Source organism: Piscinibacter sp. PDB1-1, from assembly GCF_056675995.1.
The window spans coordinates 200563-215149 of record NZ_JBWVZJ010000003.1; the positions used below are offsets into that span (position 1 = coordinate 200563).

The window sequence follows — 14587 nt, forward strand, 5'->3', positions numbered from 1 at the left end:
TGCCGCGCCCCTTACTTGTTGAGCTGCACGGTGCCGTTCACATTGACGGTCACGACGCCCTTGCCAAGTTCAACCGGCAGGCTCTCGGCTCCGTCCGATGCCTTTGCGGCCATGCGCACCATCGGCGCTGCGGCATATGCATGCGGCTCGTTGGCGTTGATCGACACCTCGCGCAGCGTATAGCCGCTGAAGCCGAACTCCTTCGCGTACTCGGCCGCCTTGGCCCGGTAGCGTGCGATCGCCTGAGCCGCCACCTCGCTCTCGACCTTTTCGCGTTGCTGGCGTGACAGATCAGTCCCGACCCGGGCAATGGTCATGGTGGTGATCCGCCCGGTGAGTTTGGCGATACCAGGCACATCGCGCCCCTCGATGCCGAGTTGCGCCGTGCCTTGCCAACCGGTGATGCCGCCCTTGGGCGCGTAGCGCGGCACGAGCGAGAAGTTGCCCGTCTGCACGTCGATCTCGCCCGGTTTTGCGGCCTTCTTGGCCTCGGCCAAGGCGGCATCGAGCGCCTGCTTCAGGCCGGATTGGACGGCCGCGGCGTCCGTGCCCTCGCGGGTCGTCGAGAGGGTGACGCTGAGCAGGTCTTTCGTCACCTCGACGCTTGCGCTGGCCGACAGCCCGACCACGTTCTGCGGCGCCGGGTCAGCCGCCATGGCCGAAGCGGACGCCATCAACATCGCAGCAGCCTTCTTGAATCCGTGCTTCATTCGACTTCTCCTTTTGAAAGCGGACCGCAAGCCTAACGGCCATCGGACGGCCGCGTCAGATATGCGGGCATGGGTTTGGAGCGTCGCCGCTTGGCATCCGTCGCACGACGTCATAGATTTGTAACAAGTGGTCAGGCATGCCGAAATCGCCTGGCGAACCTGCGCACAATCGCCGCTGTTACAAATGACCGAGAGGCAATCGATGACGCCTACCACCAACGCCCGCCCCGACCGCATCGTCGTCGTCGACGACGACGCCCGCATCCGCGACCTGCTGCGCCGGTATCTCACGCAAGAAGGCTTCGAGGTGCTGCTCGCCGAGGACTCGAAGGCGCTCAACCGCGTCCTGACCCGAGAAACGGTCGACCTGATCGTGCTCGACCTCATGCTCCCCGGTGAAGACGGCCTGTCGATCTGCCGGCGCCTGCGCGCGGCGAACGATGTCACGCCGATCATCATGCTCACGGCCAAGGTGGAAGACGTCGACCGCATCGTCGGCCTCGAGGTCGGCGCCGACGACTACCTGCCCAAGCCATTCAACCCGCGCGAACTGCTCGCCCGCATCCACGCCGTGCTGCGCCGCCGCCCGGCCATGGAAGCCCCGGGCGCGCCTGCCAAGGACGCGCAAACCGTGACCTTCGGCCCCTTCGAATTCGACCTGGCCCTGCGCCGCCTCTCGAAGGACGGCGAACAGATCGCGCTCACCACCGGCGAGTTCTCGATGCTCAAGGCGCTGGTGCGTCACCCGCGCCAACCGCTCTCGCGCGACAAGCTCGCCCAGCTGGCACGCGGCCGGGAGTTCGAGCCCTTCGACCGCAGCCTCGACGTGCAGATCTCGCGCCTGCGCAAGATGATCGAGCCCGATCCGGCTCAGCCGCGCTACATCCAGACGGTATGGGGCGTGGGCTACGTGTTCGTACCCGATGGCGCGGCCTGATCCAAAACAGCAGCGCCAGGGCCCCAGATCGGGGCCTTTTTTTGCGCCGACCGTGCCGGATCCGATCCCGACACCCGTGCCGCGCAAAGGCGCGCTTGCTCTCAGCCTGTTCTGGCGCACGTTCTTCCTGCTGGCCGTGCTGCTCGTGGGGGGCGTGTTCGCCTGGGTGCAAACCTTTCGTGCGCTCGAGTTCGAGCCGCGCGCCGTGCAGTCGGCGCAGCAGATCGCAAGCCTCGTGAATCTCGCCCGTGCGGCGATGAAGTACGTGGACGACATCAACCGCGTCACACTGGTCAAGACGATGTCGAACCAGGAGGCGGTGAAGGTGCTGCCCCGCGAGCCAGGCGACAAGTGGGAGCCTTTCGAATCCGACCGCTTCTCGCGCGCGATCTCGGACGAGATCCACTCGCGCCTCGGCGTCGACACCGTGGTCGCGTCGGCCGTGAATGGCGTGCCCGGCCTGTGGGTGGGCTTTTCCATCGAGAACGACGCCTACTGGCTGCAGGCCGACCCGACCCGCGTGCGCCCCATGGCCGGCAGCAGCTGGTTGCTGTGGGTCACCATTGCGCTGCTGGCCACGGTGCTCGGCTCGGCGGCCATTGCGCGCCTGATCAACCAGCCATTGCGCGACCTGTCGTTCGCCGCCAGCCGCATCCGCGACGGCGAGTACGAATCGCAGCTCGACGAGAACACGCTCACCAGCGAGATCCGGCAGGTCAACATGGGCTTCAACCGAATGGCACGCGAGTTGGCCAAGGTGGAGGAAGACCGAGCCGTGATGCTGGCCGGCATCTCGCACGACCTGCGCACGCCGCTTGCACGCCTGCGGCTCGAAGCCGAGATGAGCGTGCAGGACGACGAAGCCAAGAAGAACATGGCGCTCGACATCGACCAGCTCGACGCCATCATCGACAAGTTCATGGACTACGCCCGCCCCGGCGAAACGAGGCTGGTTCCGGTACACGTGAGCAGCCTGGTCGAGAGAGAGATGCAGGGCTTTCGCGACCCGTCGCAGATCCGCATCAGCTCGCGGGTGGCGATCGACACCAAGGTCATGGCCGACGAGGTCGAGCTGGGGCGCGTGTTCCAGAACCTGTTCGAGAACGCCCGCCGCTATGGCCGCTCCACCGACACCGGCATTGCGCGGGTGCAGGTGAGCTACGCGCGCACCGGGCCGTGGGTGATCTTGAGCGTGCGCGACAACGGCCCCGGCGTGGCGCCCGAGAAGCTCAAGCAACTCACCACGCCCTTCTTCCGCGGCGACGCGGCCCGCACCGCTGCCACCGGTGCCGGCCTGGGCCTGGCAATCGTGGAGAAAGCCGTCGCCCGCATGGGCGGCAGCTTCGAATTGGCCAATGCGATGGACGGCGGACTCGTGGCGCACGTGCGCCTCAAGAAGGCACCTTGAGCTGAGTGGCATGGGCGCGCGTCTTTGACTCGCACCGGCCTATAGCCGCTCAGCCTAGGGTATCGAAGGCCCGCTCACGCCTTCACCAGCAAACAGACGGCTCGCGCTTCGATCGATTCAAGGCGCCCCACCGGCCCCATGTTCTCGGCCGTCTTGGCCTTCACATTCACCTGCTCGATCGGGATACCCAGCGCAATGCCGATGCGCTGGCGCATGGCCGCAATGTGCGGTGCCATCTTGGGCGCCTGCGCAATGATCGTGCTGTCGACATTGCCGATGATCCAGCCGGCGGCCTTCACGCGCCGCCCGGCTTCGGTCAGCAGCGCGAGCGAGTCGGCGCCCTGGAACTGCGGATCGGTATCCGGGAAGTGACGGCCGATGTCGCCCAAGGCCGCAGCGCCGAACAAGGCGTCGGTGATGGCATGGCACAAGGCATCGGCGTCGGAGTGCCCCTTCAGGCCATGGGTATGAGGGATCTCGACGCCACCCAGGATCAGCTTGCGGCCGGTGATGAGCGCATGGGTGTCCCAGCCTTCGCCGATGCGCCAACGCGGCACTTGGGGTTTGAGCGTCATGGTGTGCGTGTCCTCAACAGGCGTTCGGCCAGCGCGAAATCGGCTGGCCAGGTGATCTTGAAGTTCTCCATCGAGCACGGCACGAGCAGCGGCGCGTGACCCAGCGCCTCGATGGCGCTGGCCTCGTCCGTGATGGCATCGCCAGCGCGCGCGAGCGCCTCTTGCAGCAAGCCGATGCGGAACATCTGCGGCGTCTGCGCCTGCCATTTGCGGGCGCGGTCGACCGTTGAGCTCACCCGGCCATCGGTCTCGGCCTTCAGGGTGTCGGCCAACGGCAGCGCGAGCAACCCGCCGACGGCGTCATTCACGCAGGCATCGATCAGCGCATCGACCCAGCCCGGCTGGATCAGGCAGCGCGCGGCGTCGTGCACCAGGACCCAATCGTCGTCTCGTGCACCGCGCGCACGCAGTTCGGCCAGGCCGTTGTTCACCGATTGCGCGCGGCTTGCACCGCCCACATGCGCAAGCCAGGCACTCGACGGTGTCACGCAGCGTGTGAATTGGACATCCTGCGGGCCCAACACCACCAGTGTCTGGCGCAATCGCTGCACCTTCGAGAGTGCCTCCAACGTGTGCTGAACCATCGGTTTGCCGGCAACCAGCGCGTACTGCTTGGGCCCGCCCGCTCCCGCACGCTCACCCACACCGGCACAAGGGACCAGGGCATAGAAGTCGGCGGGAGTTGGGTGCATCGTCAGGCAGTCAAAGAGGGGCGAATTCTATAATTCGCGTCTTCATCGCCCCGGGGGACCGCCCAACCGGGGCGTCTTTGTTTTGTCGCACGCTCCCGCGTCAGCCCGCATGCAGTTGCCCTCGCTCGCCCCCGGTAAACGCTACACCCTGCCCCGCCCCATCGGCTCGGCCGACGCCTTGCTGCTGGCGCGCTTCGCTTTGGCACAAAAGGGCGAGGGGCGCATCACGGCCATCGTGACCGCCGAGCCTGCGGACACGCAGCGGCTTGAAGGCGAGTTGCAGTTCTTCGCGCCCGAGTTGCGCGTGGCCGTCTTCCCCGATTGGGAGACGCTGCCCTACGACACCTTTTCCCCGCACCAGGATCTGATCTCCGAGCGGCTGGCCACGCTCTGGCGCATTCAGCAGGGCGAGGTCGACGTCGTGCTCATGCCCGCATCGACAGCGCTCGTGCGGCTCGCTCCGCCGAGCTTCCTGGCGGGGTACACCTTTCACTTCAAGCAGAAGGCCAAGCTCGACGAAGCAGCGCTCAAGGCGCAACTCACCTTGGCTGGCTACACGCATGTGAGCCAGGTGGTGTCGCCCGGTGAGTACGCCGTGCGTGGCGGGTTGATCGATCTCTTTCCGATGGGCTCACTGGTGCCCTATCGCGTGGACCTGTTCGGCGACGAGGTCGACAGCATCCGCACCTTCGACCCCGACAGCCAGCGCAGCCTGTACCCCGTCCCCGAGGTGCGGCTGTTGCCTGGCCGCGAGTTCCCGATGGACGAGGAATCGCGCGCCGCCTTCCGTGCCCGCTGGCGCGAGAAGATGGAAGGCGACCCGACCAAGGTGCGGCTGTACAAGGACATCGGCAACGGCATCGCGACCGCCGGCATCGAGTTCTACCTGCCGCTGTTCTTCGACAGCACGGCCACGATCTTCGAGTACCTCGGCGCCAACGCGGCCGTCGCCCTGCACGGCGAGATCGACGAATCGCTCAAGCGCTTCTGGGCCGACACCCGCGAGCGCCACCGCTTCCTTCAGCACGACAAGGAGCGGCCGATCCTGCCGCCCGAAGACATCTTCCTGCGCTCGGAAGACTTCTTCACGCTGGCCAACGCGCATGCCGTGCTCGCCGTGCGCGGCAAGGAGCCGGTGGAGTGGGCCCGGCCACTGCCCGACCTGAGTGTGGATCGCGGGGCGCCCGAGCCGCTCAACCGCCTTCAAGCGCACCTCAGCGCCACGCCGCACCGCGTGCTGGTCGTGGCCGAGAGCCAGGGCCGCCGCGAAAGCCTGTTGGAGCTGCTCCGCGACAACCGAATCGAGCCGCCTTCGGTCGCGAGCCTGGCCGAGTTCGAGGCCGGTGACGAGCCCTATGCGATCGCCGTGGCTCCGATGGCCGAGGGCTTCTTCTGGCACGAACCCGAGGCTGGCCGAGCCATCCAGTTCATCACCGAGACCGAGCTCTTCGCCACCAGCCCGACCGCGCGGCGCAAGCGCAAGCAGGAGCAGGTCAGCGACGTCAACTCGCTGATCAAGGACCTTTCGGAGCTGAAGGTCGGCGACCCGGTGGTGCATACCAACCACGGCATCGGCCGCTACGTGGGCCTGATCAACATCGACCTGGGGAATGACGAAGGGGGCCCCAGCGAGTTCCTGCACCTGGAGTACGCAGACAAGGCGACGCTCTACGTGCCGGTCGCGCAGCTTCACCTGATCAGCCGCTACACCGGCGTGAGCGCCGAAGAGGCACCGCTGCACAAGCTCGGCTCCGGCCAGTGGGACAAGGCCAAGCGCCGTGCCGCCGAACAGGTGCGCGACACCGCCGCCGAGCTGCTCAACCTCTACGCGCGCCGCGCGGCGCGCGAGGGTTTCGCGTTCCGCTTCACGCCGCACGACTACGAAGCCTTCGCCGCCAGCTTCGGCTTCGAAGAGACGCCCGACCAGAAAGCGGCGATCCACGCGGTCATCCAGGACATGATCAGCCCCAAGCCCATGGACCGCCTGGTCTGCGGTGACGTGGGCTTCGGCAAGACCGAGGTTGCCCTGCGAGCCGCGTTCGTGGCGGTCACCGGTGGCAAGCAGGTGGCCATCCTGGCACCGACCACGCTGCTGGCCGAGCAGCACTACCAGAACATCGCCGACCGCTTTGGCAAGTGGCCGGTGAAGGTGGCCGAGCTGTCGCGCTTCCGCTCCGCCAAGGAGATCAAGGCCGCGCTCGAAGGCATCGAGGACGGCACCATCGACATCGTGGTCGGCACACACAAGCTGATCAGCCAGACGGTCAAGTTCAAGCGCCTGGGCCTGCTCGTGATCGACGAGGAGCATCGCTTCGGCGTGCGCCACAAGGAGGCCATCAAGGCCATGCGGGCCGAGGTCGACGTGCTCACCCTGACCGCCACGCCGATCCCGCGCACCCTGGGCATGGCACTCGAAGGGCTGCGCGACCTGAGCGTGATCGCCACCGCGCCGCAACGCCGCCTGGCCATCAAGACCTTCGTTCGCACTGAAGGCACGAGCGTGATCCGCGAGGCCGTGCTGCGCGAGTTGAAGCGCGGCGGGCAGGTCTACTTCCTGCACAACGAGGTCGAAACCATCGAGAACCGGCGCCAGAAGCTGCAGGAGCTGCTGCCCGAAGCGCGCATCGCCGTGGCCCATGGCCAGATGCCCGAGCGCCAGCTCGAATCGGTGATGCGCGATTTCGTGGCCCAGCGTCACAACGTGCTGCTGTGCTCGACCATCATCGAAACCGGCATCGACGTGCCGAGCGCCAACACCATCGTCATGAGCCGTGCCGACAAGTTCGGCCTCGCACAGTTGCACCAGTTGCGCGGCCGTGTCGGTCGATCGCACCACCAGGCCTACGCCTACCTTTTGGTGCCCGATGTCGAGGGCCTCACCAAACAGGCTGCGCAGCGGCTCGAAGCCATCCAGAACATGGAAGAGCTGGGTTCGGGCTTCTATCTCGCCATGCACGACCTGGAGATCCGCGGCGCCGGCGAGGTGCTGGGCGAGAACCAGAGCGGCAACATGATGGAAGTGGGCTTCCAGCTCTACAACGACATGCTCTCCGAGGCCGTGCGCTCGCTCAAGGCAGGCAAGGAGCCGGATCTGCTCTCGCCGCTTTCTGCCACCACCGAGATCAACCTGCACGCACCCGCGCTTCTGCCCGACGACTACTGCGGCGACGTGCACACGCGCCTGTCGCTCTACAAGCGCCTGGCAACGGCCGACAAGGCGGAGCAGATCGACGCCATGCTCGAGGAGATCACCGACCGCTTCGGCAAACTCCCAGCGCAGGGCCAAACGTTGTTCGACGTGCACCGCCTGCGCGTGCTCGCCAAGCCGTATGGGGTGACCAAGATCGACGCCGCGCCGGCGTTGATGGTGATTAGCTTTCGCCCCAACCCGCCAGTGGATGCGATGCGCATCATCGAACTCGTACAGAAGAACCGCCACATCAAGCTCGCAGGCAACGAGAAGCTGCGCATCGAGCGCGAGACCAAAGACCCGAAAGACCGTGCGCAGCTCATCCGCGATGTACTGCGCTCGCTCGGCACCCCTACCGCAACCCAAGTCGCCTGACCATGTCTGCCACTGAATTCGCCCCGGGCCTCGTCATCCAGCGTGTCACGCCGCCGCTGCACCTTGCAGACTTCAAGCTCATCGCGTTCGACATGGATTCGACGCTGATCAACATCGAGTGCATCGACGAGATCGCCGATGCGGCCGGCAAGAAGGCCGAGGTGGCGGCGATCACCGAGGCTGCGATGCGAGGCGAGATCACCGACTTCAAGGACAGCCTGCGCCGCCGCGTTGCGCTTCTCAAGGGCGTGGATGCCAGCTTCCTGGAACAGGTATGGGCCGAGCGCCTGCGGCTGAACCCGGGCGCCGAGGCGCTGCTCGCAGCCGTGCATGCCGCCGGGCTGCAAAGCCTGCTGGTCTCGGGTGGCTTCACTTTCTTTGCCGACCGCGTGCGTGAGCGATTGCAGATCCACGTCGCCCGTTCCAATGTGCTGGGCATCGACGATGGGCTGCTCACGGGCGAGGTCGTCGGCGATATCGTCGACGGCGAAGAAAAGAAGCGGCAACTTTTGCTCGCCTGCGAGCGAGCCGGCTGCACGTCAGCCCAGGCGATTGCGGTGGGCGACGGCGCAAACGATCTCCCGATGATGGCCGCAGCCGGGCTGTCGGTGGCGTATCACGCCAAGCCGAAAGTGCGCGAACAGGCCATGGTGGCGATCAATACCGGCGGGCTCGACCGCCTGCTCGAACTGCAGCGCTGACGGTGGCCGGCCGCGGCCGCGTCAGCTGACTGAGCCTGCCGAGAAACGCGCGTCGGCGCCAGTGGCGAGCGCCGTCTCGATCATCAGGTGCAGGCCACCCACGAGTTCGGGCAAGGCAAGCACCGCAAGATCGGGGACATGCACGAAACCGCCGCGCGTGCCCCGCAACGCGGGCCGCGTTGCCAGCGCGTGCATGAGCCCATAGAAGACGTGGTTGCACACAAAAGTGCCAGCTGTCTGTGAGAGCTCCACCGGCACGCCGTGCCGCCGCAGCGCTTGCAGCATCGACTTCACCGGCAGGCTGCTGAAATACGCCGCCGGCCCCTGCGCCACGACCGGTGTGTCCACGGGCCGGGCACCTTGGTTGTCGGCCAGGCTGGCGTCGTTGATGTTGATGGCCACGCGCTCAATGGACAGCGCCGCGCGGCCACTTGCCAGACCCAGGCAGATGACCATCGACGGGCGGTGCTGCGGCAACAGGTCGAGCAAGGCGTTCAGTGAACGATCGAACACCGTGGGCAACTGCGCTGCCACCACGCGATGTCCCGCAATCTGCCGTCCATGCAGCGCCTGCGCGGCCAACCAACTCGGGTTGACCGATGCGCCGCCGAAGGCGTCGAAACCCGTGAGCAGGACAGTCGGCCCGCTCAAGCCATGTGCAACCACGATGCGCTCGACAGATCAGGCTGCCTCAGTGGGCATCACAACGATGCCATCTTCGTCGGCATAGAGCCAATCGCCTGGTCGCACCCACACGCCCTGGATCTGGACCGCCACGTCACGCTGGCCCTCGTTGCGCTTCTCGGTGGGCAGCGGCATCAGGCCAAGCGCACGGATGCCGAGATCGCAGACAGCCAGTTCGGCACTGTCGCGCACGCAGCCATCGACCACGATGCCCGCCCAACCGTTCTTGGCACCTGCCGCGCCCAGATTGCCGCCGACAAGCGCTCGCCGCAGGGATGAGCCGCCGTCGACCACGAGCACGCGGCCCTGCCCCGGCGTGTCGAGCGCGGCTTTCACCAGGGAGTTGTCCTCGAAGCACTTGATCGTGACCACTGGCCCCGCGAACTTGAGGCGCTTGCCGTAGTCCTTGAACACAGGCGGCAGCACACGGAAGGCGCCGTCGGTATCGTTCTTGTGTGCGTCGCAAAGATCGCAGGTGGCGAAATCAGGCGTGGAGCTCATGAGTCGGTCGCTTTCCGAAAGAGTGGGAGTTGATCAAGGCTTCCCTTGAGTTTGCCACCCGATCTGCCGCCGCCTCACCCCCCGCCAGGCCGCGATCAGTTGCTGGCCACCTGAAGGCCGGAAGCCTCCCACTCGGGCAAGCCCCCACGGAACCAATACACCTGCTTGAAGCCGGCCGCGATCGCGGCCTTGCTGGCCTTGTATGACTTCCAGCACTCGGCACCGTTGCACGAGAAGATGGTGGGCGTGTCCTTGTCGAGCTTGGAGAGGTCGCGGAAGTCGTCCTTGGCGGGGTCGAACGCGACGTCCTTCAAGCTCTTCTCGTGATACGGGATGAAAACCGCCTTCGGGATGTGCTTGGTCTTGTATTCCTTCTCCGAGCGCGTATCGACGATCACCGCGCCCGAGGCCACGAGCTTGCTCACGTCCTGAGCAGCCACCACCGTGGCGCCAGGCAATCCCTTTGGTGTGAAGTAACCGAGTTCAGCCACGGCCTTGTAGAGCGACGGCTCGGCCCGTTCGGTCACCGGCTTCAGGCCCGTCGGGTTCGACGCGCTGGCGAACCACTGCGCCAATCGCTCGCGTGACTGGGCCGGCATGTCCTTCTTGACCACCACCGACAGGCCACCGGGCACCGGGATGGACTTGGCCACCGCATGCATCGTCTGTCCTTGCGACTTGCTCCAGTCGTCCCACTCGCTCTGGCGCACCACCGTGGCGTCGAACACGCCCAGGTTCACGGCAACCAGCCCAGCGCTCGGCCACCGCGCGAACTCGACCGACAGGTTCTTCATCGACAGGCCTGCAGCGTTAAGCATGCCGCGCGCCACGTAGGTGTAGATCGAGTCCTGCTGCGGCAGGTACATGCGGGTGCCGTCCAGCGTCTCGACTTTGACGCGCTCGCGCCGCGTGACGAGCACGTACTGCTCGATCGGCAACGTGGAGCCGAGCAGTTCATAACCGCGCGACAACGCAGATGCCGCCACCTGTGCAGGCGCGATATAGATGTCGACCTCTCCGGTGCGGGTGGCCCGCATCACGTCGGTCATGTCTTCATTGATCACAACCTTGGTCGGCTGCCGTGTCACCTTGGTCAGCGCCGATTCGGCGACCGAGGTCATCACGGTGAGCGATTCCTTGCGCGATGTGGGCTCCACCGCGATCATCGCGAGGAGTTGTTGTGCGCTTGCGAGCCCCGAGAACACGAGGCCGGCCGCAGCGAATGCAAGACGCAGTGAAGACTGTGAATACATGATTACTCCCAATGGCGTAGTTTTGTTTTGCCAACGACGATGCGCGTAGCGCGAACCCATGCAAATGGATCTATTGCATTGTCGGCACGCCCTAGCCAACTCTGGATGACCCAGTCATCGCAAAGTTGTAAGCAACAGAATCAAAGTGGCGCGAAGGCAACCGTTATGCTTCTCGCCCGATACACCCAGGCTCTAACGCGTTAGAGCTTTTGTCTCACCCACTCACTTGGAGCGATAGCCCGCCATGTCTTTGCCCACCGATGTTCGCCGCCGCCAATTGCTTGCCACCAGTGCGAGCGCACTCGTGGCCGTGCCACTCGCAGGCTGTGCCACCGGCACGGGAGCACCTGCTGCACCGGCCCCCGCCACGCCTCCGGCCGCGGGCGCCCCCAAGACACTGCCGGCCTACGCCGCCTGGAAAGAGGCTGACGCGCTCATCATCCATTCGAGCAACACCCTCGAGACCAAGCGCAGCGCGATCGGCTCCAGCATCATCACCCCGGCGGAACGCCTCTACGTCCGCAACAACCTGCCCTCGCCGCCTGACAGCATCGTGGCCGACCGCGATGCCTGGCAGGTCGAGTTCGACGGCGTGGCCAACCCCGGCACTCTAACGATCGGTCAACTCAAGGCCATCGACTTCACCACCGTGGCCACCGTGCTCCAGTGCAGCGGCAACGGCCGCGGCTTCTTCCCGCACAAGCCGAGCGGCACGCCCTGGAAAGTGGGCGCCGCAGGGTGCGTGCTGTGGGCCGGTGTGCCACTGGCCACGGTGATCGAACGCCTGGGTGGCGCCAAGAGCGGCATGCTCTATATCACCGGCACCGGTGGCGAGAAGCTGCCGGACGGCATCGACCCGCTGAGCGTGGTGGTCGAGCGCTCGGTGCCGATGGCAGCGTTGAAGGACGCCATGCTCGCCTGGGAAATGAACGGCGCACCGCTGTCCATCGCCCACGGTGGCCCGCTTCGCCTGGTGTTTCCGGGCTACCAGGGTGTCAACAACATCAAGTACGTGAAGCGCGTCTCGCTCACGCCGGTGGAAAGCAAGGCCAAGATCATGGCCCATGGCTACCGCATGACGCCGCTCGGCGGCAAGGCCGATCCGTCGCAGCCTTCGGTACTGCTGCAAACGGTCAAGTCGTGGATCAACACGCCATCGGGCGAGGCCGGCGGCAAGGTCAAGGCAGGCGCGAACCAGATCGTGGGCGTGGCGTTCAGCGGCGGCTCGCCCATCAAGCGCGTTGAAGTCTCTGTCGACGGCGGCAAGACCTGGCGTGACGCCAAGCTCGTCGGCCCGGATCTGGGCCCGTTCGCCTGGCGCCAGTTCGCAATCGGTGCCAACCTGGCAGCCGGCCAGCATGTGCTTGCCAGTCGCGCGACCGACGCAGCCGGCAACGTGCAGCCGCAACAGCGCGAAGAGAACCTCTCCGGCTACGGCAACAACAGCTGGTCCGACCACGCTGTGACGGTCGTGGCGGCGTGAAACTCTCGCAAGCCCTGCTTCTGGCCGGGCTTGCGGTGTCGGGCTCGGCCGCCCAGGCCGACGACGCTGCAGCCGGCCGCAAGCTGTTCATGAGCGGCACCGCGCCCAGTTGCGCGGTCTGCCACACCTTGCGCGACGCCGGTTCGAGCGGCGAGATCGGCCCGCCGCTCGATGAGATCAAGCCCGACGCCGAACGTGTGGCCAATGCCGTGCGCAACGGTCTGGGCGTGATGCCGGCGTTCCGTGACAAGCTGTCGCCGACCGACATCGCCTTGCTCGCGCGCTACGTGGCAGGCGCCACGGGCGCCGCACGCTGATCAAGCGCCGCCCTGCGCGTTCAATTTATCGAGCGCCGCAGCACGCATCGCACTCAGCGTGCTTCGCGTGGTGCTCACGTCCGCATCGAGCCTGAGGTGCAGCAAGGCCGGTTGCTGTGAAGCAAGTGCCTCGGCAAACGCCGGTTCGAACTGTTCGGTGCTGTCCACGCGAGTCGCGCGCCAGCCGTATGCATGCGCGAGCGCTGCGAAATCAGGGTTGAATAAGTCACTCCCGCTCACGCGGCCGGGGTACTCCCGTTCCTGGTGCATGCGAATGGTGCCGTAGGTGCCGTTGTCGACCACCACACTGATCAGGCGCTTGGCTCCGTAGCCCGTGGCAGTCGCAAGCTCTTGCCCGGTCATCAGGAAGTCGCCGTCACCCGCGATGTTGACCACGGTGCGCTCGGGGTACAGAAGCGCTGCCGCCACGGCCGCCGGCACGCCATAGCCCATGGCGCCCGACGTGGGCGCGAGTTGCGTGCGGCCATGGTGCTGCAGGCCGAAGTAACGGCAGTAGCGGTGCAACCATCCGGCGTAGTTGCCGGCCCCGTTGGTGTAGACCGTGTCTTCAGGCGCGAGGCGCTGGATGGTCTTGATGACGACCGCCATGTCGAGCGGCTCCACCGCTTGCGCCACATGGTTGGCTTCGTAGTCTGCATGAGCCTGTGCGGTCCAGTCGGCCCAGGGCAGCTCGGGGGGAGCCGCCAGCCCTTCGAGCGCCTTCGCGGCGCTGGCCATCGACGATTGCAGCAGCAGGTCGGCGGCATAGACGCGGCCCAGCTCTTCCGGCCCGGCATGGATGTGGATCAGCTTCTGAGCGGGGCGCGGCGCCTGCAGCAAGGTGTAGCCGCTGGTCGTCATCTCGCCCAGGCGCGGGCCGATGGCAAGCACGAGGTCGGCGCTTCTGACGCGCTCGGCAAGCTTGGGATTGATGGCGATGCCGACGTCGCCCGCGTACTGCGGGTGGCGGTTGTCGAAGACGTCCTGAAAGCGGAAGGCGCAGCCGACGGGCAGCTTCCAGTTCTCGGCAAAGCGCTGCATGGCCGCGCAGGCTGCGGCATCCCAACCGCCGCCCCCCACGATCACGAACGGCCTTTGCGCGGCCAGCAGCAGCGAGCGAACGTCGCGCAGACCGCCAGGCGCCGGCCAGGCGTGCGCGGGCTCGGCGCGCCGCAAGACGGGTGACGCGGTCACGCGTGTGAGCATGTCCTCGGGCAGCACCAGCACCACGGGCCCGGGCCGGCCCTGCATGGCCGTGTGAAAGGCGCGAGACACGTACTCGGGCAAGCGATCGGCGTCGTGCACCTCGCCCACCCATTTGGCAAAACCGAGCGTGCCGGGGCCGAACACCTGGCGGTAGTCAAGTTCCTGGAACGCTTCGCGGTCGCGCTGGTCACTCGCGACCTGGCCGATGAATAGAACCATCGGCGTGCTGTCCTGGAAAGCCGTGTGCAGCCCGATGCTCGCGTTCGTCGCACCCGGCCCGCGGGTCACAAAACACACCCCGGGCCGCCCGGTCAGCTTGCCCTGCGCTTCGGCCATGAAGGCCGCGCCGCCCTCCTGTCGGCAGGCGATGAAACGGATGCGATCGCGATGCTCGTGAAAGCCGTCGAGCACGGCAAGGTAGCTTTCGCCGGGTACGCCGAACGCCGTGTCGACGCCCTGTGCGATCAGGGCCTCCACGAGGGCATGACCGGCCATGCGCCGGGCGGATCGTTCGAGGGCACTGCTCATTCGGAAGACTTTAGCGCAGCGCCTCTC

The 14587-nt window shown here is 66.2% G+C and carries 13 protein-coding genes; 6 read left to right on the top strand and 7 right to left on the bottom strand.

Annotated elements, in window-relative coordinates:
- Positions 1–11: 11 nt before the first annotated feature.
- Entirely contained in the window at positions 12–710 is a 699-nt protein-coding gene (locus AC1KAR_RS16895) for an SIMPL domain-containing protein (protein WP_480319791.1), read from the bottom strand.
- Positions 711–912: 202 nt separating this feature from the next.
- Here AC1KAR_RS16895 and ompR point away from each other — a divergent pair, with 202 nt between their 5' ends.
- Together ompR and AC1KAR_RS16905 are read left to right on the top strand one after the other, a co-directional pair.
- On the top strand, positions 913–1647 hold the full coding sequence (ompR, locus tag AC1KAR_RS16900) for an osmolarity response regulator transcription factor OmpR (RefSeq protein WP_480319792.1): 735 nt from the start codon (positions 913–915) through the stop codon (positions 1645–1647).
- A gap of 52 nt (positions 1648–1699) precedes the next feature.
- Positions 1700–3055, top strand: a complete 1356-nt coding sequence (locus tag AC1KAR_RS16905; RefSeq protein WP_480319794.1) for a sensor histidine kinase — start codon at positions 1700–1702, stop codon at positions 3053–3055.
- Between the two features lie 74 nt (positions 3056–3129).
- Here the strand turns inward: AC1KAR_RS16905 and ispF are convergent, their stop codons facing one another.
- Both ispF and ispD read right to left on the bottom strand, forming a co-directional pair.
- The gene (gene ispF, locus AC1KAR_RS16910) at positions 3130–3630 is read right to left on the bottom strand and encodes a 2-C-methyl-D-erythritol 2,4-cyclodiphosphate synthase (RefSeq protein WP_480319796.1); all 501 of its coding nucleotides are present in this window, start codon (positions 3628–3630) and stop codon (positions 3130–3132) included.
- Positions 3627–4322 (bottom strand): 2-C-methyl-D-erythritol 4-phosphate cytidylyltransferase, encoded by a 696-nt coding sequence (gene ispD / locus AC1KAR_RS16915; RefSeq protein ID WP_480319798.1) that lies wholly within the window; start codon positions 4320–4322, stop codon positions 3627–3629. Before ispD ends, ispF begins: the two co-directional genes overlap by 4 nt.
- Before the next feature lie 109 nt (positions 4323–4431).
- On the opposite strand from ispD, the gene mfd reads away from it, so the two are divergent.
- Positions 4432–7887: a transcription-repair coupling factor gene (gene mfd / locus AC1KAR_RS16920; protein WP_480319800.1), complete on the top strand. Its 3456-nt coding sequence runs from the start codon at positions 4432–4434 to the stop codon at positions 7885–7887.
- Between the two features lie 2 nt (positions 7888–7889).
- Positions 7890–8588, top strand: coding sequence for a phosphoserine phosphatase SerB (gene serB / locus AC1KAR_RS16925; protein ID WP_480319802.1), 699 nt, complete (start codon positions 7890–7892; stop codon positions 8586–8588).
- A 21-nt stretch (positions 8589–8609) separates the two neighbouring features.
- On the opposite strand, the gene pcp is transcribed toward serB, so the two are convergent.
- The 3 genes from pcp to AC1KAR_RS16940 all read right to left on the bottom strand — a co-directional run bounded on the left by pcp (position 8610) and on the right by AC1KAR_RS16940 (position 11026).
- On the bottom strand, positions 8610–9239 hold the full coding sequence (gene pcp / locus AC1KAR_RS16930; RefSeq protein WP_480319804.1) for a pyroglutamyl-peptidase I: 630 nt from the start codon (positions 9237–9239) through the stop codon (positions 8610–8612).
- 30 nt (positions 9240–9269) lie between these two features.
- Positions 9270–9773, bottom strand: coding sequence for a ribonuclease E activity regulator RraA (gene rraA, locus AC1KAR_RS16935; protein ID WP_480319806.1), 504 nt, complete (start codon positions 9771–9773; stop codon positions 9270–9272).
- A gap of 95 nt (positions 9774–9868) precedes the next feature.
- Positions 9869–11026 (bottom strand): rhodanese-like domain-containing protein, encoded by a 1158-nt coding sequence (locus AC1KAR_RS16940; RefSeq protein WP_480319808.1) that lies wholly within the window; start codon positions 11024–11026, stop codon positions 9869–9871.
- Between the two features lie 244 nt (positions 11027–11270).
- Between AC1KAR_RS16940 and sorT the strand changes: the two genes are divergently transcribed.
- Positions 11271–12509, top strand: a complete 1239-nt coding sequence (sorT, locus tag AC1KAR_RS16945) for a SorT family sulfite dehydrogenase catalytic subunit (protein WP_480319810.1) — start codon at positions 11271–11273, stop codon at positions 12507–12509.
- A complete protein-coding gene (sorU, locus tag AC1KAR_RS16950) occupies positions 12506–12826 on the top strand; it encodes a SorU family sulfite dehydrogenase c-type cytochrome subunit (protein WP_480319812.1) in 321 nt (106 codons plus the stop codon). Before sorT ends, sorU begins: the two co-directional genes overlap by 4 nt.
- On the opposite strand, the gene AC1KAR_RS16955 is transcribed toward sorU, so the two are convergent.
- Positions 12827–14560, bottom strand: coding sequence for a thiamine pyrophosphate-binding protein (locus AC1KAR_RS16955; protein WP_480319814.1), 1734 nt, complete (start codon positions 14558–14560; stop codon positions 12827–12829).
- Between the last annotated feature and the right edge of the window lie 27 nt (positions 14561–14587).

Bases quoted from the DNA above. Each gene is read 5' to 3' on its own strand.
- sorT (WP_480319810.1), top strand. From the start codon at position 11,271: ATGTCTTTGCCCACCGATGTTCGCCGCCGCCAATTGCTTGCCACCAGT.
- ompR (WP_480319792.1), top strand. From the start codon at position 913: ATGACGCCTACCACCAACGCCCGCCCCGACCGCATCGTCGTCGTCGAC.
- AC1KAR_RS16895 (WP_480319791.1), bottom strand. From the start codon at position 710: ATGAAGCACGGATTCAAGAAGGCTGCTGCGATGTTGATGGCGTCCGCT.
- AC1KAR_RS16955 (WP_480319814.1), bottom strand. From the start codon at position 14,560: ATGAGCAGTGCCCTCGAACGATCCGCCCGGCGCATGGCCGGTCATGCC.
- ispD (WP_480319798.1), bottom strand. From the start codon at position 4,322: ATGCACCCAACTCCCGCCGACTTCTATGCCCTGGTCCCTTGTGCCGGT.
- AC1KAR_RS16940 (WP_480319808.1), bottom strand. From the start codon at position 11,026: ATGTATTCACAGTCTTCACTGCGTCTTGCATTCGCTGCGGCCGGCCTC.
- rraA (WP_480319806.1), bottom strand. From the start codon at position 9,773: ATGAGCTCCACGCCTGATTTCGCCACCTGCGATCTTTGCGACGCACAC.
- ispF (WP_480319796.1), bottom strand. From the start codon at position 3,630: ATGACGCTCAAACCCCAAGTGCCGCGTTGGCGCATCGGCGAAGGCTGG.
- serB (WP_480319802.1), top strand. From the start codon at position 7,890: ATGTCTGCCACTGAATTCGCCCCGGGCCTCGTCATCCAGCGTGTCACG.
- mfd (WP_480319800.1), top strand. From the start codon at position 4,432: ATGCAGTTGCCCTCGCTCGCCCCCGGTAAACGCTACACCCTGCCCCGC.